A 25,000-nucleotide genomic window follows, 5' to 3' on the forward strand; every position below is an offset into this window, starting at 1 on the left:
AGTATGGAAATTCTGGTTGTTGATGATAACAAAGATATCTGCGAGCTCATAGAAAATATTCTTCTTTCTGAAGGTTACGAAGTGGAATCCTGCTGTAATCCGCTCGAGTTCGGCGACATCATCAAAAAATCCAAACCGCAGCTTATTATCACCGACCTTTTGATGTCGGGTTACGACGGGCGCACTTTAACTAAAGAAATCAAGAAGGATCCTGCCACAAACCATATTAAAATCATGATGATGTCTGCACATCCGGACGCCAGAAAAATAAGCAAAAACGCGGGTGTGGATGATTTTCTTACCAAACCTTTTGAAATTGAAGATCTGATCGGCAAGGTAGATCAGCTGATGAAACCTGAATTTTCGGGGGAAAACCCGGTTTCTTAAATGAAGATCATTTACAAATTCATTCACTAATTTATTTTTCAGGGAAAAGCAGCGGCGTGAGGAAATCACGTTCCTGAGAGCCGCGCGCCGGCGAATATTCTCTGCCGTACAATATGATCTGCACATGAACTTTGTTCCAGGTCTCTTTCGGGAAGAGTTTTTTAGCATCGTTTTCTGTTTCCACTACATTTTTTCCTGAGGTCAGTTTCCACTGTTTCATTAACCTGTGAATATGCGTATCCACAGGAAAAGCAGGAATTCCGAACGCCTGGCTCATTACTACCGAAGCGGTTTTATGGCCTACACCGGGAAGTTCTTCAAGTTCCCCGAAGGTTTGTGGTACCACACCGTTATGTTTTTCCACCAGAATTTCAGCCATCTTCTTCAGGTTCCGCGCTTTCGTATTTGCCAGGCCAATTTCTTTGATCAGATACTTTATCTCGTCCACTTCCAGTTCCTTCATTTTAAAAGGTGTTCCCGCTACCTCGAAAAGTTTCGGTGTCACTTCATTTACCTTTTTATCGGTGGTCTGGGCCGAAAGTGCGACCGCTACCAGCAAAGTAAACGGATCCACATGATCCAGCGGAATCGCTACTTTGGGGTAAATTTTTTCCAGTTCTGTGAGGATGATTTCGGCTCTTTGCTTTTTCGTCATTTTAACATTAAATTTGAACAAAAATACACATTATGCTTAAAGTTGGAGACCGTCTGCCCGAATTTAAAAGTGTTAACCAGGAAGGCGAGACCGTGAGTTCTGAAGATTTTGCAGGCAAAAAACTGATCGTTTTCTTTTATCCCAAAGCCAATACGCCCGGCTGCACAGCAGAAGCCTGTGATCTGAATAACAATCTTGAAGTTTTAAAAAAAGAAGGCTATGAACTTTTGGGAGTTTCGGCCGATCCCGTAAAAGCGCAAAAGAAATTTCACGAGAAATTTGATTTTCAATATCCGCTTCTTGCCGATGAAAGTAAGGAGGTGATCGAAAAATTCGGGGTTTGGCAACTGAAAAAATTCATGGGAAAAGAGTTCATGGGAATAGTTCGGACCACTTTTATTTTTGATGAGAACGGAATCTGCACCCGCGTAATTGACAAGGTTAAAACGCAGGAAGCGGCACAACAGATTCTTCAGGGCTGATCAACAGTTCTTTATTTCGAATATTCAAAAACTCAGATATAGATAAGGGTGCAATCGTTTAACTAACCCAGCATTCGCTGCGCTTTCCGAACACCATCTGCTAAAACATCGATTTCTTCAAATGTGTTGTACACTGCGAAACTTGCACGGACAGTTCCTGCGATATTGAAGTAATCCATAATAGGTTGAGTGCAGTGGTGGCCTGTACGCACAGCAATTCCCAGTTTATCCAGTATCATTCCGACATCTGAAGCAATGCCAACGCCTTCTAAATTAAAAGAAACAACGCCGGTTCTGTGGGCTTTTTCACCATAAATTTTCAGGTCTTCAATTTCCAGGAGTTTCTTTTGTGCATACTCAAGCAAGGCATTTTCATGCGTCTGAATATGTTCGTGTCCCACCTTTTCCATAAAATCAACAGCTGCACCCAAAGCAATATCCCCACCAACATTTGGGGTTCCTGCCTCAAATTTAAAGGGCAGTTCCGCGTAAGTCGTTTTTTCGAAAGAGCAGGTGGCAATCATTTCACCGCCACCGTGAAACGGACTGATCTTTCTTAGAATATCTTCTTTTCCGTAAAGAATTCCCGTGCCCATCGGTGCGTACATTTTATGCCCCGAGAAAACGAAAAAATCACAATCCATTTTCTGTACATCAATCCTGAAATGCGGCACGGACTGCGCACCATCGATTACGATCATCGCGTCTGAATTCGCTCTGGTTTTTTTAATGATTTCTTCAATTGGATTAATGACGCCTAAGGCATTTGAAACCTGATTTAAGGAAACGATTTTCGTTCTTTCACTTAAATTTTGATCCAAAAAATCCAGCTGAAGAATTCCGTTTTCATCCATCGGGATCACTTTCAGCTTTGCGCCGGTTCTTTCGCAAAGCATTTGCCAGGGAACGATGTTGGAATGATGTTCTAAATAGGAAATGATTATTTCGTCATCTTTTTTAATGAAATTCGTAACTGCATAAGCGATGAGGTTAAGGCCTTCCGTTGTTCCCTTCGTGAAAATAACTTCGAAATCATTTTTAGCATTGATGAATTTCTGCACTTTCCTGCGGGAAACTTCCATTTCTTCGGTCGCCAGCTGACTCAGCGTGTGAATTCCCCGGTGAACATTGGCATTGATGGTCGTATAATATTTTTCCCAGCTTTCAATGACCGACGCCGGTTTCTGCGAAGTGGCGCCATTATCAAGATAAATCAAAGGTTTACCGTTCACGGTTTGGGAGAGTATAGGAAACTGACTGCGGATATTTTGAATGTCGAACATGGTGCTTATTTAGAATGTTTCAAATTTACGGATTTTAAATTTAAATATTCGGATTTCACTTGCAATAAAACTACAGTTATAAAGTTAAAAGATTGGGTTAAAAACTGTTCCGATCTGCCTGAAAATGCTGTTTTAATTTCTCAGTGTAATTTGAAGAAACCAAAAATTTTCTTTAAAGATATTTCGATACTTCATTCACCAGGAATTCCACCTGCAGTGGGCGGCCTTTGGCATCTTTCGGCTGATTGTTATAAGTGCCGGTGCGTACGATTACAAGTTGTTTTTCGGGAACAATGATAATATACTGGCCGTACAATCCGTAGAAATAATAGTGTTTTATGAGTGCATCATTATTGATCCAAAGCCCCATTCCGTACGCCCCACGGGAAAGTTTGGTAGGAGTCTGCATTTTTTTGAGAAATTCAGAACTGATGATTTCGGTATTTCCAACTTTTCCATCATCCAGAAAAAGCTGCCCGAGTTTGGCGAAATCGCGCGGGTAAGAATTGATACAGCAGAATGTTTTTTCCATACCAAAATCGTCGGTATTCCATTTGGCGCTGTGTTCCATGCCAAGCGGTTTCCACAGTTTTTCTGAGGCATATTCCGAAATTGTGCCGCCCAAAGATTTTCTCAGCGCAAAACCCAGCAGTTGCGTCGCGCCGGACTGATATTCGAATTCTGTGCCCGGTTTATTTTTAAAAGTACTGCGCAGGACAGCCACTTCCAGAGATTTTCCGTAGTACGCTTTTGCATTTTGAAGGAAAGGATTTCTGTAGTCTTCGTCCCAGTTCAGGCCGGCTTCCATTTTCGCCAGATCTTCGAGGGTAAGATCTTTCCCAGGGTCGAGCTCAGAAAATTCCGGAAAAAAAGAGGCGAATTTTTCGTCCAGAGTTTTAATCTTTTGCTCTTGAATTGCCTTTCCAACAAGCATCACCGTAACTGCTTTGGCCATAGAAAAAGAATTGGTTGCAGAATCTTTTGTGTAACCATCCCAATATTCTTCGTACAGAAGTTTTCCTTTTTTAATGACAAGGAAAGAGGCCGTTTTGGATTTTTTTAGATTTTCAACGAGATCTTTAGGTAAAGGCTTACGGTTGTAAAGTGAATCTTCAGTCCACGGAACCGCGTTTCCTTTTGCGATTGAATGCGATGGGAAATATTTACCGTCGTCGATCGTAGAGCCGCTTTCTCCACGAAGATAGGTGTTGCGGATTCCCCTGAAAAGGTAGTCATAGCCAAAAGCGTACGTAAAAGCTATTGCAGCAGCAAGTGCGAGAAGTAGGCCCTGAAAAATTTTTTTGAACATTGTGTTTTCTTTAATATTCCTGTACTATAAAAATAACCTTTAAACAGCAAAGTCCCGCATCAAGGCGGGACTTTTATAAGTTTTCTCTAACAATTAAATCTTGGAAAGCAAATTTCGGAAATTTGTTTTTTCGTCGATAATTCTACGCAGATCCGCAACAGCAACTCTTTCCTGTTTCATGGTATCCCTGTCTCTTAAAGTCACGGTGTTGTCGGTTAGTGAATCGTGGTCAATCGTGATACAGAAAGGCGTTCCGATCGCATCTTGTCTTCTGTAACGTTTTCCGATACTGTCTTTATCTTCATAAATCATGTTGAAATCATATTTCAATTCATTGAAGATCTTCTCACCATATTCGCCTAAACCATCTTTTTTCATTAAAGGTAAAATCGCTGCTTTTACTGGCGCCAAAGCTGGTGGAAGAGAAAGAACAGTTCTTTCTGAACCGTCTTCTAAAACTTCGTCTTTCAAACAGTTAGAGAAAATTGCCAGGAACAAACGGTCTAAACCAACCGAAGTTTCCACAACATAAGGAACATAATTTTCATTTCTCTCAGCATCGAAATACTGCAATTTACGACCTGAATGTTTTTCGTGAGCGCTTAAATCAAAATCAGTTCTGGAGTGAATTCCCTCCAGTTCTTTAAATCCAAATGGGAATTTAAATTCAATATCAGCCGCAGCATTTGCATAATGCGCCAATTTTTCGTGATCGTGGAATTTATAATTTTCTGCACCCAGACCTAATGCCAAATGCCAGTTCAAACGTTTCTCTTTCCAGGTTTCATAGAAACCTAATTCCGTTCCCGGAGGTACGAAATACTGCATTTCCATTTGCTCGAATTCACGCATTCTGAAAATAAACTGTCTCGCAACAATCTCATTTCTAAAGGCTTTCCCGATTTGAGCAATTCCAAGAGGTAATTTATGACGGGATGTTTTCTGGACATTTAGGAAGTTCACGAAAATTCCCTGCGCCGTTTCCGGTCTCAAATATAAATCCGTTGCAGAATCCGCCGACGCACCCAATTTTGTGCCGAACATCAGGTTGAACTGACGAACATCCGTCCAGTTTTTAGAACCGGTATCAGGATCAGCAATTTCCAGTTCTTCAATCAATGCTTTCACGTCGGCAAGATCTTCTTTTTCAAGGGATTGTGCCATTCTCGAAAGAATCGTTTTCTGTTTTTCCCTGTATTCTAAAACACGTGGATTTGTGTTTTCAAATTCATTTTTATCGAATGCATCGCCAAATCTTTTCGCAGCTTTGTCGATTTCTTTTTGCGCTTTATCTTCTAGTTTCGCACAATAATCTTCAAGCAAAACGTCGGCTCTGAAACGTTTTTTACTGTCTTTATTATCAATCAATGGATCGTTAAAAGCATCAACGTGACCCGAAGCTTTCCAGATTGTTGGATGCATAAAGATCGCGGAATCAATTCCCACAATGTTGTCGTTCAGCTGTACCATTGCTTTCCACCAATACTGCTTGATGTTGTTTTTAAGTTCAGCCCCATTTTGTCCGTAATCGTAAATCGCTGAAAGCCCGTCATAAATTTCACTTGAAGGGAAAATAAAACCATACTCTTTAGCATGCGAAATCAACTTTTTGAAAACATCTTCCTGTTTAGCCATCGTCTTTAGAATTTATGCAAAAATAGGGAATTTTATTGTGACTTTCAGGAGCCGGGAACCTGCTCTCCACTGTATCCCGCCGCGGCGGGGATGCCGTTTCGATCAGGGCTATTTCAGACCTGGATTTAAAAGTTCTGTTTTTTTATAAATAAAAAGACGGAAATGATTTTCCATCTTTATTATAAATTTTATTCAGAAATTCTTTAAAAATTATAACTCAAAGCCAAACCGTTTCCCGCGGTTTCCACTTTAAAATACGGTTTAAACGTCGTAGATTCTCCATTTTCCAGCTGAAGGGCTTTTTTGGCATTTTTTCCGGAAGAGATTGCGAAGGGAATTGCCACTCCAATTAAGCCAGCTCCAATTCCGATCATTGCCAATGATCCTTTTGCTTTTTCCACTTTTACGGTTTGGGTTCCACCATTTGTGGTTACCGTTTTTTCTTCGCCGCGCAAAGCTTGAGCAAGTCCAAAACCCAAACTAAATCCACCCGCAAAGCCGAAAACACTTGCAACCGTCTTATTGCTTCTATGTTTTTGAAATGAATTAATGGCGTCCTGATTTTTAAAAACTTCTTTGTACTGAGAGGTTTTATAAACCTGTCCATCTTTTGTCAGCTTATTTTTCTCCATACTAACTTGAGAAAAAACACTTTGGAAAACGATTAATAAACTTAAAAGTAAAATTTTTTGCATTGATTTCTTTTGTTGCTAAAATATTAAAATTAGTGCGGTTTTCGCTATAGATTAGAAAACAAATCTCCTGAAATGATTATATTTGCAAAACCTCTTTTTCATGTACAAAACCTTTGTCCGCCCGATTCTCTTTAAATTTGATCCGGAAAAAGTTCATTATTTTACTTTCTGGGTTTTAAAGAAATTTCCTTTTCTTACCAGATTTTTTCTCCCCAAACCAATCGAAGATAAAAGGCTCGAACGTGAAGTTTTTGGCTTGAAATTTAAAAACCCCGTTGGTTTAGCTGCCGGTTTCGACAAGGATGCAAAAATGTTCAACGAACTTTCCCGTTTAGGGTTTGGTTTTGTTGAGATCGGAACATTAACGCCGAAACCGCAGGATGGAAATCCAAAAAAAAGATTGTTCCGTTTGAAAGAAGATTCAGCGATTATCAACCGAATGGGTTTTAACAACGGTGGAGTAGACGCAGCAGTAGCGCGACTCAGGAAAAATAAAAATGTATTGATCGGTGGCAATATTGGTAAAAATAAGATCACTCCAAACGAAGATGCAGTAAATGATTACGTCATCTGTTTCGAGAAATTATTCGATCACGTTGATTATTTTGTGGTTAATGTAAGTTCGCCCAATACACCGAATCTGCGCGAACTTCAGGATAAGGAACCTTTAACGAAACTTTTAGGGACGCTTCAGAAACTCAATTCCCAAAAAGCAAAACCGAAGCCCATTCTTTTAAAAATCGCGCCGGATCTAAGTGATGACCAACTTCTGGATATTATTGAAATTATTAAAGACACAAAAATTGCCGGCGTGATCGCTACCAATACCACGCTTTCGCGGGAAAATTTAAGTTCGGAAAATAAAAAGGAAAGCGGCGGCCTTTCCGGAAAACCTTTAACGAAACGATCGACAGAAGTAATCCGATTTCTCTCCGAAAAAAGTGATAGAGCGTTCCCGATCATTGGTGTAGGTGGAATTCATTCTGCGGAAGATGCACTCGAAAAGCTTGAGGCAGGCGCAAGTTTGGTGCAGTTGTATACCGGATTTATTTATGAAGGTCCGGAACTGATCGGGGAGATCAATCAAAAGCTGTTAGAAAGTTTGTAGTCTGAAGTCTGGAGACTTGAGTTTGAAGTCTGGAGTCCGAAGATCTTAGGCAGAAATATAGACAGTGCTATCAAATATTAACATAAACCTATGGCATTCAAATTTGAAAAATTAAGAGTTTGGAATATTTCTATGGATTTCGGGGATCATATGTTGAAATTATTTTCAAGAGGAGGGTTTCGCGAAACTATGACGAAGCATTTCAATTAATGAATTAGATTGTAGCATTTAGAAACAGCTTAAAATAAAGATTTATTAAAATTAATTCATGCTTTCCTCAAGCAGTTATCAAACTACCAACTACCGACTTCCGACTACCAACTTCAAACTTCCCGCTTATAAAAAGAATTCCGTCACAGTGTAAATTATCAGGCCTACCAAACCGCCTACCACAGTTCCGTTCACGCGGATGAACTGCAGATCTTTGCCAACTTCCAGTTCCAGTTTTTCGCTAAGCTCTTTACCTTCCCAGTTTCCGACTGTAGAACTGATCAGCGCGCCAAACTGATGTGTGTTTTTAAGAATGTATTTGTATGCTGTCACACGAACCCAATGATCGATTTTATGCTGAAAATTTTCATCAGTTTTCAGGTTTCCAGACAATTCACTCAGATTTTTTTGCAGATAATTCTTCAAGGCTGACCTTTCTTCCTGAAGTTCCTTTGACAAAGTAGTTTTGATGGAATTCCAAATGTCGGTAGAATATTGGGTGATCTTTTCTTCCGTTAAAAAATCGTTTTTTATTTCCCGGAATTCTTCTGCCCATTTCTCTTCGGTCTGAATTTCCTTTGAAAATCCATACAGTTTGCCCGTGATTTCGTGACGCAGGGCATGGTTTTCGTCATTTTCCACTTCTTCAAAATAGTTCGACAGACCTTTGGTAATCTTTTCTGCAATGCCGTCATCTACGAACTTGGGAACCAAAAAGAAACTCTCGCTTTTTACCCTTTGTTTCACGATTTCCTGATTATTCAGCACATATTCTTTGATCTGTTTGGAAAGATTGGTAATAAACCGCTGGTGGTCGTTTTTATCTAAAACATATTGCAGCCCATTGCCGATGATCTGATTGATCTTTACGTCATCGGTCATTTGATTTGCTTTTTTAGCGATAAAATTTACCACTTCGGTATCATCAAGTTTATTCAGGATATTTAGGACAACTGCTGAAAGTTCTTTTAACAGATTTTGTTGATTTTTGTCCTTTGAGAGCCAGTCACCCACGAAATTAGATACTTTGATTTTCTGGATATACGGCCGGATGTTTTTCGGGGAAAGAAAGTTCTCCACCACAAAGTTGCCCAGGTTATCGCCAATTCTCTCCTTACTGTTTTCGATGAGGTTGGTGTGGGGGATTTTTAACCCGAGTGGATAGTTGAAAAGCGCTGTTACCGCGAACCAGTCGGCAAGTGCACCAACCATTGCGGCTTCCGAAAAGGCGCGGATGTAGCCGATCCAGTGTGCTTTGTTTTCTTTTTGCAGTACCGTCATCAGAACAAAAATAAGTGCCATTAAGACAAACAATCCCGTGGCAAACAATTTGTATTTCTGTAGCTGCGATTTTTTTTCAGTGTCGTTCATTGCTTCAAAAATACTAATTTTGATCAGGAAACTTTTAATTAAATCCAAACCGTGCAGAAAATCGTATAATTCTTTATGAAACCAATCCTATTTATATTAGTCTGCATTTCTTTACAGATGTGTTCACAAGTTAAGCAACCCCAAAAATCTACCTTCAAGATGGAAAATACCCAAGCGAAGAACAATCCTTATTACTCCCGAACGGACCGAACCAAACTGAATGTTCCCAATTCTGAATGGAAAAAAATCCTGGATCCGGAAGTCTACGCAGTAGCCCGCGAAGCCGAAACCGAAAGACCCGGCACTGGGAAATACAATAAATTTGATGAACTGGGCGAATATTACTGCGTAGTGTGCGGTAATCATCTGTTTCGTTCAGATTCGAAATTTTCGTCAACCTGTGGCTGGCCAAGTTTTTTCGAGGCAGATAAAGAAGGCGTAACGTATAAGCGGGATTCTTCTTACGGGATGGAGCGCACCGAAGTTCTCTGTAAACGTTGCGATTCGCATTTAGGCCACGTTTTCAATGATGGTCCGCCACCTACAGGTACACGGTTCTGTATGAATTCTGTAAGCCTTGAATTTGTACCGGATAGTAAGGTGGCAGCAAAATAAACTGCATTTTTGGATAAATTATTGCTCAAAAATAAATTTCGTGGGCAATATTATTTTGACTCGTGGAGATCTTTTAAGTTTTCAGTAAAATTTTTCATCTTCTCAACAGCTTGTTCCCGGCATTAAATAAAAATTTTAATCTTTATTCAGCCTGTCATGTTAGAACACTTTTTTACCTGTCCGTACTGTTGGGAAGAAATTTCAGTCCTGCTGGATTCCTCTGTTTCCGATCAGACCTATATCGAAGATTGCGAAATTTGCTGCAATCCTATAGAGTTACATGTAAGTTTTGAGGCTGAAGAATTGGTGGCATTTGAAGCGGTGGATATTGAGCAATAAAATTTCCTGAAAAAAAGCCGAAATTAGATTTTGGTTTAATATTCCTTTCTATGCCGACTAAAAAAACGACTGTTCTTATATTTCCCTTTGCGTTCAGTAAAAGATTTACAGAGGTCTGAATGTACAATTTCAAACAAAAAAAATGCAGCGCTCAGGCTGCATTTATCTTATCGAAAAGTTCGAAAAAAGTTTATGTTAAAGGTGCTCCAACCTGCAAATCGCAGCGGTGATACGGTTCGCCATGCGCGGGATTAAGTGCCGGTTTAGGTCCGCTAATCGCCGCGGGCGCTGCCGAAGAAGTAACTGAAGGCGCAATCGGACTTGTATTAAAACCCGAAACTTGCGGACTCGGTGTCAACTGCGGCGCAGATGGCTCAGGAGCACTGTCAATAGGCGCGCCTACCTGGATGTCGCATCTGTGATAAGGCTCACCATGGGCTGGGTTCAGTGCCGGTCTTGCAGAAGTTTCCGCCGTGACTTCAGTCGCCTGACCAGTGGAAACCGAAGTTTCTGCGAGCTGCAGAGAATCTACGTTTGCAGTCACATTTGTTTGCGTTTCTGCAACCTGTGCATTTTTATTCTCACAGGAAAGCAGCATCACAGCGCCAATTATTGTTAGTGGAAGTATTTTCATATTTCTAATTTTCTCAAAAATAGACAATTTATTTATAATGTAAAATCGAGCCCCACATACACATTGGCTCCCATGATCGGTGCGTAAACCATTCCTGCATCAAAATAATTCCCAAAGGGATTCTGCACATCGATGATCGGATTTTTTTGAGTGTAACCGGTTAAGTTTTCACCGCCAACATAGGCCCTTATTGATTTATTGAAATTTCGGGAAACCTGCGCGTTAAGCGTTCCGTAGCCAGTTGAAAATGCCGGTAATTGATATTCTGCCGGATTTGAATTCAGGTTTGGTAACTTCTGTTTTCCGACCAGCTGCAGTGTGGTATCGAAATTCCAGAACGCACCTTTCTCTGTTTTGTCAGTAGAATATGAGGCGTTGAAGAAGCCGCGGTTTTTTGCCATAAATGGAATTTCCCTTCTTCCGCCGGCGAAATCTGCCTGCACATCATAGTATTTATATGCCAGTCTCATTTCCAGGTTTTTTAGCGGCACAAAATCCAGCTGTGTTTGGAAACTTTTCGCAAAAGAATTTCCTTTCAGATTATAAAACACAATTTTTTGCGGTGACATATCCAGGTCTGTCAGTACCTGGTTTTGGAAATCTGTTCTGAAGAAATCTGCTACCAATGATGCTTTACGGTTAAAGAGTTTAAACTCCTGGTGAAGGCTCGCCCCGTAATTCCATGCGATTTCGGGCTCCAGATCATAGATCTTTCCGCCATTTCCCAGTATTTCTATTTGTCGGTTCGAAGCAAAATACTGCTGGCTTTCCGCGAATATGTTGGCTGTTCTAAAACCCCGCCCCGCTGACAGCCTCAGTATGGTTTTGGGTGCGATATCATATTTAAAGTTCACGCGCGGTGTAAACTGTATTCCCGCCACATTGTGGAAATCTACACGCGCTCCGGCTACCAAAGTATATTTTAAACCGGTTAAAGTATATTCGAAGAAGGCACCCGGAACAATTTCTGTCCGTTTAAAGTTTTTAGTCAGGTAGTCTTCATCATATTTATCGAATAGAAAACTTGCGCCGGTTTTGAACTTATTGTTGGTATTTCCTATGATGCTTTCAAAAACCAAATTAGAATAGAAAGTGTTTTGGTTTCCCCAGTAATTTCGGTTTCCGAAAAAGCTGTCCTGTTGATGAGTGGTGAATTGGTTCATCCACCCGATACTTTGAAAAGGTTTATCTTTAAAGATGTAACCTGTTTTATTCCAGACCTCAAATCTGGAAAGGTCGATTCCGACACCGTAAGCGCTTTGGTTTGATTGGTCAATCTTTTTGTCAAAGGCAGTCTGCCCGCCAAAACGCTCATCTTTCACAAAGCTGATTCCGAAATGCGTTCCAATCCCCGAATGTTCCAGGTCGTTATAATTCAGAAGATACGCCGCATTGATCTGGTTGCCGGTTGGTTGGTCCAGAAATCCGTCATCATTGGAATCTGTGCGGCCCAGGGTGGCATTTCCATGGAGCAATACAGATTGGTTCCAGTGTTCGTTCAGTTGTGAAGTGGATGTAATGTTGCTCTCTACGCGGCCATTGGTATCGGCGAAAAAGTTGAGCGATGATTCTGGATTTTCATTGGTTTTCAGCAGTTCCGTATTAATCTGGCCCGTAATACTTTCATAGCCGTTTACCACGGTGCTTCCTCCTTTGGTGAGTTGAATTCCGCCGATCCAGCGGCCCGGAATTAAGTTCAGACCGTAAGGTGCAGCAAGGCCCCGAACGGATGGCAACAGTTCCTTGGTCAATGCCGTATATTTCTGGTCCAGCCCAAGCATTTTCAGTTGTTTGGTGCCAGTTACCGCGTTGCTGAAAGAAACATCAACGGTGGCATTGGTTTCGAAACTTTCAGAAAGATTACAGCATGCAGCTTTTAAAAGTTCCTTTGTTCCAATGTTAAAAGTTAATCCCGCGTCTTTTCGGTTCAATGCGGTGGCGCTGGCAAGTTTGGTCACACGCACTTCCTCCAGGGTTTTGTTGTAGTGGTCAGCGTAGTCGGCAAAATCTTTCTTGGGCGCAGGTCCGTCTGAATGTACACCGCTGCCTTTTTCGCCAAAGGCCACATCACGGTCATAAAGGCAGCATCCCGGCAGGTTCTTATACACTTTATCCGATGCAGGATATTTCTCGTTATCATGCCCCACGTCTGCGATTTTTTTAAGAATCGCGTCTGCTGAAGTTTTTGCAGGATCAAAATCCAACACTACAGCCTGCGTTTCCGGTGACCAGTATGCTGAACTTGCACCTGCAGATTTTGCTGCAGTTTCTATGCGCTCTTTGCATTCATCGCAGTTCCCGCGCACAAAATATGTGTTGTCAGTTTGTAGGGCTGTTGTTTCAGGGGTTTTTAAGAAAGAAGGCGTTCTTTCGTAATGACAACAGGAAGGGAGGTTATTGTACGCCTCGGCGGGAGCGTTAAACTTTTCGTTATCGTGTCCGGCGGCCGCAATGTTTTGCAGAATGTTTTCCGCTGAGGTTTTTGCGGGATCAAATTCTACTTTGAGCTGCTGGGTGGCGGAATTCCAGCTGGCAGTCGAAGCGCCGGTTTTTATAGCTGTTGTTTCTATTCTTTCTTTGCACATATCGCAGTTACCTTTTACATAAAAAGCAGATGCGGAAAGGTTTTGTGCTGATAAGAAGGAGAAGGAAAACAGGGTAAATACTAAAAGACTTTTTAATAAAGTTTTCATTTTTTAAAATAAGTTAAGTGACAAAAAAAATTTGCCAAAAGAACAGTCCTTTGGCTTATTGATGTATTAACCTATTTTCGGCGGCTGCCAAATATTGGGAATGGAAGAAAAAGTATAAGGCAATCTGTATCCCGACTGAAGTCTAACAGCAAATGTGCTGTTTACCGCAGTGATCACCGCCTCAGCAGGTATAAAATTCTGAATTACATGTACACTGCAGAAATGGCAGCTGGTACAATCATCATCACAGTTGCTTTTTTCGGATTTCTTTTTGGAGCTGTCGGAATGACAGGTTTTCTTGTCTTTAGAGCAGCAGTTTTCCTGCATATCCTTTTTGTCACTGCACTGTTCCGTGCTTTGCGCCGACAGGGTTTGCTTCGGCAGAATAAAAATACTCAGACCGAAAATCAACAAGATTATTTTCAGCGTACGCGACATTATTTTGCAAAATTAATACATTTATTACAACTGAAGAATTCTGCGTTAAACTTTCTTAATTAAAGTTAAAAAACCATACTTCAATTGGTTGATATTTAAATCTTTGTATTTTTGCAGGCTCAAAATCATTTAACATAATATTTCATGTATAGATTCTTTGGCTCCCTGCTTACTGTGTTATTTTTTGCAACTTCCTTTTACAAAATTGAGACTTCAATGTCAGAAACCGATTCATTACCGGTTATAAAAAACATTCATGCTTTAAAAATAGAAAATTCCGAAACCGCCCTTTCTTCCGCAGAACAGTTGTATTCCTCGCTATCTTTTGAGGAGGGAAATACGTTGAATTCCGAAGTATTTTACAAGGCATTCATGGGATTTCAGAATTTAAAAAAGGCCGGTAAACTGGCTGCAGATGCTCATCTGTTAAGTATCTGCGATTTTTCCCTTTCATCAACAAAACAGCGTTTGTGGGTGATCGACCTTAATGAAAAGAAGATTCTGTTTAATTCCCTGGTCGCACACGGAAAAAACACGGGTGATGAGTTTGCGCAAAAATTTTCGAATACCGAAAGTTCACTTCAGAGCAGTCTCGGCTTTTATATTACCGAAAGTACTTATAATGGGAATAATGGCTTTTCACTGAAGCTTCTCGGCATGGATCCGGGTTATAATGATGCTGCTCTGCAACGGTCGATCGTAATGCACGGTGCAGATTACGTAAGCCAGGATTTTATAAAATCACAACACAGGATTGGCAGAAGCTGGGGCTGTCCCGCAGTTCCCCGCGCCCTGGCCGCGCCCATCATCAATACCATCAAAGGCCGTAACTGCCTTTTCATTTATTATCCCGATTCAGCTTACCTGGCAAGTTCGAAATGGTTGCAGGCTGAAGTAATTTAAAATAACATTCATAAATAATCCCGCAAGGTTCGCAGCGGGATTATCATTTTTATTCAAGTTCAATTGGGTTGTTGTTTCCGCGGGCCTGTTCTTTCAGCCGGTCTGTAAGCTGTTTGCGCTGCGCAGGATCAGTCTGCATTCTTCCTCCGCGACCCGGACCCGAAAATGCTGAAGCGGGATCTTTCCGAAACTGCTCCTGCTGTTTCAGGAAGGCGGCTCTCTTAACAGTTATGGTTTGACCACGTTCGTTGAATGCCGCAGGTGCCGGAATTTTTTTAGCTTCTTTCAGGTCGAAACTGTAATCACCGGCAGTATCCTCTACCTTCACAATAAGACCGGGCAAGCCGGAGAATTTATAAGGTCCGTCCGGAATAGGGATTTCGGGTGTGAACCAGGCGAGCCACTTTCTGCCGCCAAATTGCGTTTCTGCTTTTTGAGTTTTGTAATCGCCAATTTTTTCTGTTTCCGGGAGAATATTCCAGGTCATTTCACGATCCTCGTCATACGCATACTGATCTCTTCCAATTCGTGCCTTGTAGGTTTTCTTTTGTGTGGCATATTCCTTTGTAATGGTGAAATCCAGGTTTGTCTGCAGATTCTGCATTTGACTCCTGTCGAAAGTGAAATTACCGGTCTGGCGCATCCTGGAAAAGAGCGAATCGCGTTTCAGCCGATTTTCCGGATAAAAAACAGAGTTCCCGTCAGAAATGTCCAGAAAAGCAGTTTCGGTTTTAATGGTGCTTCTGTTGGTAGAATCCGGTTTCATGGTAACCTGATAAACAAACCGGTTTGCCTGCGAAAAAGTCATTTGCGCGAACAGCGCAAAAAGCAATAGGCTGATTTTTTTCATCTTTTCTATTTATTTTTTTTGATGCCGTTGCCGCTATAAAGTTAAACATGCGCGTCTATAAGAGACATAGACAAATATACGCACGGTAATTTGATTTTCACTTTATAATTAGTAATTTTGCAATCTAAAATCATTCTAAATAAAAACAATGATAAAAGTTAGCGATCACGCAAAGGACAAAGCCATTCAGCTAATGACTGAAGACGGGTTTAAACCTTTTGAAGATTTTATCCGTGTTGGAGTAAAAAGCGGTGGCTGTTCGGGTTTAGAATATGTATTGAAATTTGATAATCAAAAAACCGATGCAGATCAGGTTTTCGAAGATAATGGGATCAAGATCATTATCGATAAAAAATCAATCCTTTACCTTGCAGGAACAGTTTTGGAATATTCCGGCGGACTGAATGGGAAGGGTTTTGTATTCAACAATCCGAATGCCAACAGAACTTGCGGTTGTGGCGAGAGTTTCTCGCTGTAATCTAAAATTATGAATCCTATTATGGCAACAAAATATACAGAAGACGACCTGAGAGTCGATCTGGAAAACAAGCAGTACGAATATGGTTTTACCACAGATATTGAGTATGACGATTTCCCTATTGGTTTAAATGAGGACGTTGTGCGGATGATCTCGGCAAAAAAAGAAGAACCGGAATGGATGACGGACTGGCGTCTGGAGGCCTTTCGGATCTGGCAGAAGATGGAAGAACCGCACTGGGCAAACGTAAAATACGAGAAAGTTGATTTTCAGGCTATACAGTATTATGCAGCACCCAAAAAGAAACCCGAGCTCGCCAGTTTAGACGAAGTAGATCCCGAATTGCTCAAAACATTTGAGAAACTGGGCATCAACATCAACGAACAGAAAAGACTGACCGGCGTGGCCATGGATATTGTGGTAGATTCGGTTTCTGTAAAAACGACTTTTCAAAAGACATTAAAGGAAAAAGGAATTATTTTCTGCGCTATTTCGGAAGCCATCCGCGAATATCCCGAACTCGTGCGAAAATATATCGGTAAAGTGGTGCCACGCGGCGATAATTTTTATGCAGCCTTAAATTCCGCTGTATTTTCAGATGGCAGTTTCTGTTATATTCCGAAAGGTGTGAAATGTCCGATGGAACTTTCAACTTATTTCAGGATCAACCAGTCCGGCAGTGGCCAGTTCGAAAGAACCTTGCTCATTGCAGACGAAGGAAGTTACGTTTCGTATCTCGAAGGCTGTACCGCACCTGCGCGTGATGAAAATCAGCTCCATGCAGCTGTGGTAGAACTTATCGCCATGGATAACGCAGAAATTAAATATTCTACCGTACAGAATTGGTTCCCCGGAGATGCTGAAGGTAAAGGAGGTGTTTTCAATTTCGTAACAAAACGCGGAATTTGTGAGAATAATGCAAAAATATCCTGGACTCAGGTCGAGACCGGTTCAGCAGTTACGTGGAAATACCCGAGCTGTATCTTAAAAGGTGACAACGCGATTGGCGAGTTTTATTCCATTGCCGTTACCAATCACCATCAGTATGCGGATACGGGAACAAAAATGATCCACATCGGGAAGAACACGAAATCGACGATTATTTCTAAAGGAATCTCCGCAGGGAAATCAAATAATTCTTACCGCGGACTTGTAAAAGTGATGCCTACTGCCAAAGGAGCGCGTAACTTTTCGCAGTGCGATTCCCTGCTGATGGGAAATGAATGCGGCGCCCACACGTTTCCGTACATTGAAATAAAAGATCCCACTGCGCAACTTGAGCACGAAGCTACCACCTCAAAAATTGGTGAGGATCAGATTTTCTACTGCAACCAGCGCGGTATAAGCACCGAAAAGGCCATCGCCTTGATTGTAAATGGTTTTGGCAAAGAAGTTCTCAATAAACTGCCGATGGAATTTGCGATCGAAGCTCAGAAATTATTAGAGATCTCTCTGGAAGGAAGTGTAGGATAACGCACGCCTGCAGCCAATTGCCGGTACAAATTTCAAAGAAAATATCATTAAAGAAAAAAACAGGAAGTAATTAACTTTAAACTATTACCTCATTTCATATCATGTTAAAAATTAACAATTTACACGCTCAAATAGAAGGCGGGACCGAAATCCTGAAAGGTATCAATCTCCAAATAAATCCGGGCGAAGTTCACGCCATAATGGGACCCAACGGTGCCGGAAAATCTACGCTCGCTTCTGTAGTGGCGGGGAAAGAGGATTACGAAGTGACTGAAGGAGAGATTTTTTTCGAGGGAAACAATATCAATGAAGATGCGCCGGAAGAGCGTGCCCACCGTGGGATTTTTCTTTCTTTCCAGTATCCGGTAGAAATTCCGGGAGTTTCTGTAACGAACTTCATTAAGGCAGCCATCAACGAAAACCGAAAGGCCAAAGGCCTGGAAAATATGTCTGCAAAGGAAATCCTGGCTTTAGTGAAAGAAAATTCGAATAAACTGAATATTAAAAGCGATTTCCTGGCACGTTCACTGAATCAGGGGTTTTCCGGCGGTGAGAAGAAAAGAAACGAGATCTTCCAGATGATGATGCTCGATCCGAAACTCGCAATCCTAGATGAGACCGATTCCGGTTTGGATATCGATGCGCTCAGAATCGTGGCCGACGGTGTAAATTCGTTCCGGAACGAAGGAAATGCAGTTTTACTGATCACCCATTACCAAAGACTTCTGGATTATATTCAGCCGGATTTTGTACACGTTCTGGCCGACGGTAAGATCATTAAAACAGGTGATAAATCACTTGCCTTGGAACTCGAAGAAAAGGGTTACGACTGGCTTTTGAATTAATTTGGAATTTGCAGACCGCAGATTACTTTTATAAATGTCAAATTTCAAATCACTCCAATGAGTTTACTAGAAAATATACAAAATAATCATTCCGCTTTCTTAGATACGCTCCAGCACCGCTTTCTGGATGAAACCCGAAATGCTGCGCTGCGAAAATTCTTCAGGCTCGGTTTTCCGACCAAAAAAGATGAGGAATACAAATACACGAATCTTAAAGAAATTACCGACAAAAACTACTCTATATTCCCCAAAGAAGCGCATACGATCTCTAAGGAAAAGATCGATGAGCTGCACTTAGGTGAAGAGAATTTCGACTGGATCGTTTTCATTAACGGTGTTTTGCATAAGGAACTGTCCAAAATTTCCATTGAGAATGTGGAACTTCTATCCTTTAATTATGCGTTGAATGATCCCAACCATAAAGATGTTTTTGAACGGTATTTCAATACACTAGCGGATCCCGAACTGGCTTTCACCAATCTAAATACGGCTTACTGCAAGATGGGTTTCTTTTTGAAAGTGCCCAAAAATGTAGTGATCGAAAAGCCTGTTCACGTGTTCTATCTCTCCCAAAATCAGGATGAAAACATTTTCTACAACACCCGAAACCTCCTGATTGCAGAAGAAGGTGCCAGGATCGAAGTCATCGAAAGTCACCACAACTTTGATGAGACTTATGTTTTCACCAACTCCGTGACCGAGATCTTCACTGCCCAGAACGCCAAAGCCGACTGGCATAAGCTGCAGAATGACAGCGATACATCTTACCTTGTAGACAATACCTTTGCAAAACAGGAGCGCGACAGTTTAACCACGGTAAACACATTTTCGTTCGGTGGGAAACTGGTAAGAAATAATTTGGATTTCATCCACAACGGCGAAAACATTAACTCCTTTATGAACGGAATTACGATCATCGATGGCGAACAGCTGGTGGATCACCATACCGCTGTACACCACAGAACGCCGCATTGCGAGAGCTATCAGAATTATAAGGGAATTTATAAAGGCAAATCCCATGGCGTTTTCAACGGGAAAGTTTTTGTAGATAAGATCGCACAGAAAACGAATGCTTACCAGCAAAACAATAATGTACTTCTGGACGAAGGTGCAAGGATCGATACAAAACCGCAACTCGAAATCTTCGCTGATGACGTGAAATGTTCGCACGGCTGTACCGTCGGTCAACTCAATGATGATGCACTTTTCTATTTGCGTGCGCGTGGGATTTCCAAGAAGGAAGCGCAGGCAATGCTTTTGTTTGCCTTTGCCAATGATGCGATGGAAAATATTGATATTGAGCCATTAAAGGTGAAAATCTCGAAACTTTTAGCCGAAAAACTGGAAGTGGAAATGGAGTTTGAAGATATTGAGTAAAATCGATTGAAAGACGGATTTTATTAGGGCGACTTCTTCCGTCCTCCACTCCCGCTTTTTTGCTTCACTCCGTTGCGCAAAAAGAGCTCCGTTCAGGCCGGGTCGCGGTTGGGATTTAAAAATAAAATTTCTTTATAAAAAACTTAAAGAATTAATAGGAACGGGTTTTAGCCCATCAGATTTTTTGACTCTTTCGCTCTTTATTCTTAATCCAAACCTTAATATTTTATAGTGACATTTAAAGTTGTGCTGTTTTTCACGGTGGATATATACTCTCCTCTATTATTGAATACAATCTTTTTTTAATTTTTGTTTACTTCTTTCACCTATCATTGGTAGCAAAAGATATCCTGCAGCCGTACCTCCAATCAGAGATAAAAAAATAAACATATAATTATAGAAGTGTTTCTGAGAAAGGTTTTCTAAATTTTTCCTTGCGTCCCTTTTTTCACTTTCCACTAGCATTTCATCGTATTGCTTGTCAGGTTGGCCATCAGTTTCAACTATCATTCGAATCGAATTATTTAATATATCCTCTGATGTCATATTTAATGTTTTTGCATTTTCGTTCTTTAACCTATTCCACTTTTGAGGCGTAATTTCTTTAAGTTTATAATAATACGTCGTTTCTCTAGAAACAACAGCAAACACTATACTTAAAACAACTCCTATTAATAAACTCTGGGCTACTCGATTTTTTTCTTCCATGTTATTCTTCAGTAATCCGTTGGTATTTCCCTTCCTATACATAATTTCCTACAACTTTTACGACAGTCCAATTTAGAATAAATATTTTGACCTAAATCTTTTTCTTTTTATAAATTACAAGCAATAATAAACCTTCTAAAAAATAGTACATTTTTTTTGTGCCTTAAATCTTAATGGATCTGTGCTTTTATCATATTTTTTATTGAAATCCCTCCAAAATCTCACACGCCGATTTCGGCAAATTCATTCCCGGTCCGAAAATATAATCCGCTCCGTTTTCACGCAGGAATTTTACAGAATCAATAGGAACGGGCTTTAGCACGTTTTTTTTATTTAAAGCAACGAGTTGGCTTTAGCCGAAACTTAATTTTAAGGCAAAGATTACAGCATTTGGATTTTTGTAATGGCTTTTCTAAAGCAACGAGTATTTAAACTTGAATTTTTTAAAAAGAACTTTTTTTGCTTGTCTGTACCTTGTTTGTGCTTCTAGTCGTCTATTTAAGAAATCCCTCCAAAATCTCGCACGCAGATTTCGGCAGATTCGTACCCGGACCAAAGATGTAGTCGGCGCCGTTTTCGTAAAGGAAAACATAATCCTGTTTCGGAATGACGCCACCGATCACGATCGTGATGTCGTCTGCGCCAAGTTTTTTCAGTTCTGCTACCACTTCGGGAACCAGATATTTATGGCCTGCAGCCAATGACGAAACGCCCAGGATATGAATGTCATTTTCTACCGCCTGTTTAGCCACTTCCGCCGGGGTTTGGAATAGCGGCGCCACATCCACATCAAAGCCCATGTCTGCAAAAGCCGTTGCAACTACCTTAGCACCTCGGTCGTGACCGTCCTGACCCATTTTTACGACCATGATCCGTGGCCGTCGCCCTTCACTTTCTTCAAACTTTTCGGCGAGTGAAAGTGCTTTCCCAAAATATTCATTCTTGCTTGCATTCATGGCATAAACTCCCTGTATAGTTCTGATGTTGGCTTTGTACCGCCCGAAACTTTCTTCCATGGCATCGCTCATCTCGCCCAATGTTACTCTTCTTCTTGCTGCTTCAATGCAGATTTCCAGAAGATTTCCTCCGCCGGATTTTGCGGCTTCTTTTAAGGTTTCTAAAATTTCGGCCACCAGTTTAGGATCTCTGTCGGTTTTGATCTGCTGTAATCTTTCGATCTGTTTCCGGCGGACTTCGGAATTGTCAATATCTAATATGTCAAGTTCCATCTGTTTCTGGGCGGATTTAAACGAATTCACACCGATGATGAATTCTTCGCCACTGTCGATCTTGGCCTGCTTTTTTGCGGCCGCTTCCTCGATTCGCATCTTTGGGATTCCCGCTTCTATTGCTTTGGTCATTCCGCCTTCTTTCTCCACTTCATCGATGAATTTCATAGCCTCATCAATCATTTGCTGCGTGAGGCTTTCTACCAGATAGCTGCCACCCATTGGATCTACCACATCGCAAATACCGCTTTCCTGCTGCAAAATGATCTGGGTATTTCTTGCGATTTTCGCGGAATAATCTGTAGGCAGGGCAATCGCCTCGTCCAGCGCATTGGTATGCAGCGACTGCGTGCCACCTAATGCGGCAGATAAGGCTTCGATCGCTGTTCTTGTAATATTGTTGAAAGGTTCCTGCTCGGTCAGGCTCCAGCCCGACGTTTGCGAGTGCGTTCTTAAAGCAAGAGATTTTGGGTTTTGCGGATCAAACTGTGTCAGGAGGTTTGCCCAGATAAAACGTGCGGCCCGCATTTTAGCGATCTCCATAAAGTGATTCATGCCCACCGCCCAGAAAAAGGAAAGGCGCGGCGCAAAATCATCGATATTCATTCCTGCTTTTATACCGGTTCGTACATATTCCAAACCATCTGCTAAAGTATACGCCATTTCCAGGATGGGCGTGGCGCCGGCTTCCTGCATGTGATAGCCGGAAATTGAGATCGAATTGAACTTCGGAATATTCTTCGCCGTATATTCGAAAATATCAGCAATAATTTTCATTGATGGCGTCGGCGGGTAAATGTAAGTATTGCGCACCATGAATTCTTTTAAAATATCATTCTGGATCGTGCCTGAAAGCTTTTCCTGAGAAACTCCCTGTTCTTCTGCGGCCACAATGTAAAAAGCCAAAATCGGTAAAACCGCCCCATTCATCGTCATCGATACTGATATCTCTCCTAACGGTATTTCATTGAAAAGGATCTTCATGTCCTCTACAGAATCTATTGCAACGCCGGCTTTCCCTACATCGCCCTGAACCCTCGGATGATCGGAATCGTAACCGCGGTGTGTAGCGAGATCAAAAGCGACTGACAAACCTTTTTGGCCGGCCGCTAAATTTCTTCTGTAAAATGCGTTTGATTCTTCCGCTGTAGAAAATCCTGCGTACTGGCGGATCGTCCAGGGTTTTTGAACGTACATTGTGGAATACGGTCCGCGTAAGAAGGGCGCAACTCCGGCAGAATATCCCTTTTCTGTAAGGGCCTTTGCGTCATTTTCTGTGTAGGAGGATTTCATGTCCAGGCCATCCTTTTCAAAATAGTAGGGTAAAAGCGCTTCTTTACTTATTGAAAAATCGGGTTTTTGGTTCTGAATTTTTTTGCGCATTATCACTGAATTTGTAGAAGGTAAAGTTACAATATTCCCTGAAATCATGGCCGTACAGTATTGGGAAGATGTGATTAGGTATTTTTATAAAGTTCGGATTCTATAACCGATTATGAAGAAGGAAAAGGAATGTGTAAAGCAGTGTTCGGCCTGTTTTGATGCAGGAATTCGGGTGTTTTTTTCGTAAATTTGCCGTTAAATTTCAAATATTACTGCACACGGCAGTCGGTATTTAATTTAAATTTTTAATTGATGCTACCGAAAATAAATCCGACCCAAACCCACGCCTGGAAAGCTCTGAATGAACATTTTGCCGATAATGATTTTGATCTGCGTACACTGTTTCAGTACAATGCTGCACGCTTTAAGCAGTTTTCTGTACAGCGGGAAAATTACCTTTTTGATTTTTCAAAAAATTTAATCGATGAGAAAACCTTCACTTTGCTGCAGGATCTGGCCGACGAATGCGGAGTAAAACCGGCGATTGAGGCCATGTTTTCGGGCAAGAAAATCAACGAAACAGAAGGCCGGGCAGTTCTTCATACCGCTTTGCGCGATTTTTCAGACAAAATGATCCTGGTGGATGGCGAAAACATTAAACCTGCGATCCAGAAGGTCCTAGAGCAGATGAAAACATTTTCCGAAAAAATTATTTCCGGTACTCACAAAGGTTTTTCCGGTAAGGAAATTACGGATGTCGTGAACATAGGAATCGGAGGCTCTGACCTGGGTCCGGTTATGGTTTGCTCGGCACTTAAGCATTATAAAACGCGACTGAATGTCCATTTTGTTTCAAATGTTGATGGCAATCACCTCGCGGAAACGGTAAAGGAATTGGATCCGGAAACCACACTTTTCATCATCGCTTCCAAAACCTTTACCACCCAGGAAACCATGACCAACGCGGCGTCTGCCAAAGAATGGTTTTTACAGAAAGGAAATGCAGGCGAAGTTGCAAAACATTTCGTAGCGCTTTCTACAAACACCGAAGCAGTGAAAGATTTTGGAATTGCGGAAGAAAACATCTTTGAATTCTGGGATTGGGTTGGTGGCCGCTATTCCTTATGGAGTGCGATTGGTCTGAGTATCGTTCTTGCAGTAGGATACGACAATTTCGAGCAGCTTTTACGGGGAGCACATGAAACCGATCTTCATTTTCAAACTGCTGACTTTAATGAAAATGTGCCTGTACTGATGGCGCTTTTGGGAATCTGGTACCGTAATTTTTTTGATGCGGGTACTTACGCGATTCTGCCGTATTCTCAATATCTCGAGCGTTTCCCGGCATATCTTCAGCAAGGTGATATGGAAAGTAACGGAAAATGTGTGGACCGCAACGGGCATTTTGTGGAATATGAAACGGGACCTGTTATTTGGGGCGAACCGGGAACCAACGGGCAGCATGCCTTCTACCAGCTGATTCATCAGGGAACAGAATTAATTCCGGCAGACTTCATTGCTTACAACAAATCGGCAAACGATATCTCCGACCACCAGGAAAAACTGCTCGCTAATTTTTTTGCACAGACCGAAGCTTTGGCGTTTGGTAAGACAGATATTGAAGTTCGTGACGAATTAGCAACCTCAGGGCTTGACGAAGCTGAAGTAATGCGGCTTCTAAATTATAAAGTCTTTCACGGCAATACGCCTACGAATTCCCTGCTTTTTGATGAACTTACTCCGTTTTCCCTCGGGCAGCTGATTGCACTGTACGAGCACAAGATTTTTGTACAGGGAATTATATGGAACATTTTCAGTTTTGACCAGTTTGGCGTGGAACTCGGAAAGGTATTGGCCGGAAAGATCTTAAACGAAATTAAAACGCACGAAAATATAACCTCTCATGATTCATCTACGAATGGTCTGATGAATTACTACAGAGAAAACACCAAAAAATAAA

Annotated in this window: 23 protein-coding genes; 11 read left to right on the plus strand and 12 right to left on the minus strand. The window is 41.4% G+C overall.

The features are described 5' to 3' along the window. Positions 1 to 3: 3 nt before the first annotated feature. A complete protein-coding gene (locus H562_RS0101390; RefSeq protein ID WP_027375871.1) occupies positions 4 to 387 on the plus strand; it encodes a response regulator in 384 nt (127 codons plus the stop codon). 31 nt (positions 388 to 418) lie between these two features. Here the strand turns inward: H562_RS0101390 and nth are convergent, their stop codons facing one another. Beyond that, positions 419 to 1,042 carry an endonuclease III gene (gene nth, locus H562_RS0101395; protein ID WP_027375872.1) on the minus strand — a complete coding sequence of 208 codons (624 nt, stop codon included), beginning with the start codon at positions 1,040 to 1,042 and terminating at the stop codon, positions 419 to 421. 32 nt (positions 1,043 to 1,074) lie between these two features. Here nth and bcp point away from each other — a divergent pair, with 32 nt between their 5' ends. After that, positions 1,075 to 1,524, plus strand: a complete 450-nt coding sequence (gene bcp / locus H562_RS0101400) for a thioredoxin-dependent thiol peroxidase (protein ID WP_027375873.1) — start codon at positions 1,075 to 1,077, stop codon at positions 1,522 to 1,524. A 62-nt stretch (positions 1,525 to 1,586) separates the two neighbouring features. On the opposite strand, the gene H562_RS0101405 is transcribed toward bcp, so the two are convergent. The 4 genes from H562_RS0101405 to H562_RS0101420 all read right to left on the minus strand — a co-directional run bounded on the left by H562_RS0101405 (position 1,587) and on the right by H562_RS0101420 (position 6,446). Continuing rightward, the gene (locus H562_RS0101405; protein ID WP_027375874.1) at positions 1,587 to 2,807 is read right to left on the minus strand and encodes an aminotransferase class V-fold PLP-dependent enzyme; all 1,221 of its coding nucleotides are present in this window, start codon (positions 2,805 to 2,807) and stop codon (positions 1,587 to 1,589) included. 172 nt (positions 2,808 to 2,979) lie between these two features. Further along, complete coding sequence (locus tag H562_RS0101410; RefSeq protein ID WP_027375875.1) at positions 2,980 to 4,116, minus strand: serine hydrolase domain-containing protein; 1,137 nt, start codon at positions 4,114 to 4,116, stop codon at positions 2,980 to 2,982. Positions 4,117 to 4,209: 93 nt separating this feature from the next. Further along, positions 4,210 to 5,751, minus strand: a complete 1,542-nt coding sequence (locus H562_RS0101415) for a glycine--tRNA ligase (RefSeq protein ID WP_027375876.1) — start codon at positions 5,749 to 5,751, stop codon at positions 4,210 to 4,212. Positions 5,752 to 5,954: 203 nt separating this feature from the next. Then, positions 5,955 to 6,446 (minus strand): hypothetical protein, encoded by a 492-nt coding sequence (locus H562_RS0101420; protein ID WP_027375877.1) that lies wholly within the window; start codon positions 6,444 to 6,446, stop codon positions 5,955 to 5,957. A gap of 100 nt (positions 6,447 to 6,546) precedes the next feature. Here H562_RS0101420 and H562_RS0101425 point away from each other — a divergent pair, with 100 nt between their 5' ends. Then, positions 6,547 to 7,554 carry a quinone-dependent dihydroorotate dehydrogenase gene (locus H562_RS0101425; protein ID WP_027375878.1) on the plus strand — a complete coding sequence of 336 codons (1,008 nt, stop codon included), beginning with the start codon at positions 6,547 to 6,549 and terminating at the stop codon, positions 7,552 to 7,554. 336 nt (positions 7,555 to 7,890) lie between these two features. Here H562_RS0101425 and H562_RS0101430 read toward each other — a convergent pair whose 3' ends face one another. Next, complete coding sequence (locus H562_RS0101430) at positions 7,891 to 9,135, minus strand: DUF445 domain-containing protein (RefSeq protein WP_027375879.1); 1,245 nt, start codon at positions 9,133 to 9,135, stop codon at positions 7,891 to 7,893. Between the two features lie 75 nt (positions 9,136 to 9,210). Here H562_RS0101430 and msrB point away from each other — a divergent pair, with 75 nt between their 5' ends. Beyond that, on the plus strand, positions 9,211 to 9,750 hold the full coding sequence (gene msrB, locus H562_RS0101435) for a peptide-methionine (R)-S-oxide reductase MsrB (RefSeq protein ID WP_027375880.1): 540 nt from the start codon (positions 9,211 to 9,213) through the stop codon (positions 9,748 to 9,750). A gap of 156 nt (positions 9,751 to 9,906) precedes the next feature. Further along, positions 9,907 to 10,089 (plus strand): CPXCG motif-containing cysteine-rich protein, encoded by a 183-nt coding sequence (locus H562_RS0101440; RefSeq protein WP_027375881.1) that lies wholly within the window; start codon positions 9,907 to 9,909, stop codon positions 10,087 to 10,089. A 190-nt stretch (positions 10,090 to 10,279) separates the two neighbouring features. Here H562_RS0101440 and H562_RS15290 read toward each other — a convergent pair whose 3' ends face one another. The 3 genes from H562_RS15290 to H562_RS0101455 form a co-directional block, all read right to left on the minus strand. Continuing rightward, positions 10,280 to 10,723 carry a hypothetical protein gene (locus H562_RS15290; RefSeq protein ID WP_027375882.1) on the minus strand — a complete coding sequence of 148 codons (444 nt, stop codon included), beginning with the start codon at positions 10,721 to 10,723 and terminating at the stop codon, positions 10,280 to 10,282. Positions 10,724 to 10,755: 32 nt separating this feature from the next. Further along, on the minus strand, positions 10,756 to 13,416 hold the full coding sequence (locus H562_RS0101450) for a TonB-dependent receptor domain-containing protein (protein WP_027375883.1): 2,661 nt from the start codon (positions 13,414 to 13,416) through the stop codon (positions 10,756 to 10,758). Positions 13,417 to 13,482: 66 nt separating this feature from the next. After that, positions 13,483 to 13,854, minus strand: coding sequence for a hypothetical protein (locus H562_RS0101455; RefSeq protein WP_027375884.1), 372 nt, complete (start codon positions 13,852 to 13,854; stop codon positions 13,483 to 13,485). A 216-nt stretch (positions 13,855 to 14,070) separates the two neighbouring features. Between H562_RS0101455 and H562_RS0101460 the strand changes: the two genes are divergently transcribed. Further along, positions 14,071 to 14,757: a murein L,D-transpeptidase catalytic domain family protein gene (locus H562_RS0101460; RefSeq protein WP_233701960.1), complete on the plus strand. Its 687-nt coding sequence runs from the start codon at positions 14,071 to 14,073 to the stop codon at positions 14,755 to 14,757. Positions 14,758 to 14,806: 49 nt separating this feature from the next. On the opposite strand, the gene H562_RS0101465 is transcribed toward H562_RS0101460, so the two are convergent. Continuing rightward, positions 14,807 to 15,607, minus strand: a complete 801-nt coding sequence (locus H562_RS0101465) for a GLPGLI family protein (protein WP_027375886.1) — start codon at positions 15,605 to 15,607, stop codon at positions 14,807 to 14,809. 148 nt (positions 15,608 to 15,755) lie between these two features. Here H562_RS0101465 and H562_RS0101470 point away from each other — a divergent pair, with 148 nt between their 5' ends. From H562_RS0101470 to sufD, 4 genes are all read left to right on the plus strand, one after another. After that, positions 15,756 to 16,085, plus strand: a complete 330-nt coding sequence (locus H562_RS0101470) for a HesB/IscA family protein (protein WP_027375887.1) — start codon at positions 15,756 to 15,758, stop codon at positions 16,083 to 16,085. Between the two features lie 21 nt (positions 16,086 to 16,106). Next, the gene (gene sufB, locus H562_RS0101475) at positions 16,107 to 17,558 is read left to right on the plus strand and encodes a Fe-S cluster assembly protein SufB (protein ID WP_034690505.1); all 1,452 of its coding nucleotides are present in this window, start codon (positions 16,107 to 16,109) and stop codon (positions 17,556 to 17,558) included. A gap of 101 nt (positions 17,559 to 17,659) precedes the next feature. After that, positions 17,660 to 18,403, plus strand: coding sequence for a Fe-S cluster assembly ATPase SufC (gene sufC, locus H562_RS0101480; protein WP_027375889.1), 744 nt, complete (start codon positions 17,660 to 17,662; stop codon positions 18,401 to 18,403). 57 nt (positions 18,404 to 18,460) lie between these two features. Continuing rightward, positions 18,461 to 19,780 carry a Fe-S cluster assembly protein SufD gene (sufD, locus tag H562_RS0101485; RefSeq protein WP_027375890.1) on the plus strand — a complete coding sequence of 440 codons (1,320 nt, stop codon included), beginning with the start codon at positions 18,461 to 18,463 and terminating at the stop codon, positions 19,778 to 19,780. 282 nt (positions 19,781 to 20,062) lie between these two features. Here the strand turns inward: sufD and H562_RS0101490 are convergent, their stop codons facing one another. Together H562_RS0101490 and scpA are read right to left on the minus strand one after the other, a co-directional pair. Then, positions 20,063 to 20,488: a hypothetical protein gene (locus H562_RS0101490; protein WP_156831943.1), complete on the minus strand. Its 426-nt coding sequence runs from the start codon at positions 20,486 to 20,488 to the stop codon at positions 20,063 to 20,065. Between the two features lie 494 nt (positions 20,489 to 20,982). Next, on the minus strand, positions 20,983 to 23,100 hold the full coding sequence (gene scpA / locus H562_RS0101495; RefSeq protein ID WP_027375892.1) for a methylmalonyl-CoA mutase: 2,118 nt from the start codon (positions 23,098 to 23,100) through the stop codon (positions 20,983 to 20,985). A gap of 252 nt (positions 23,101 to 23,352) precedes the next feature. Here scpA and pgi point away from each other — a divergent pair, with 252 nt between their 5' ends. After that, on the plus strand, positions 23,353 to 24,999 hold the full coding sequence (gene pgi / locus H562_RS0101500) for a glucose-6-phosphate isomerase (RefSeq protein ID WP_027375893.1): 1,647 nt from the start codon (positions 23,353 to 23,355) through the stop codon (positions 24,997 to 24,999). Position 25,000: the final 1 nt, after the last annotated feature.

It is taken from the genome of Kaistella palustris DSM 21579 (assembly GCF_000422265.1).
In the GTDB taxonomy this organism is placed as follows: Bacteria; Bacteroidota; Bacteroidia; order Flavobacteriales; family Weeksellaceae; genus Kaistella; species Kaistella palustris.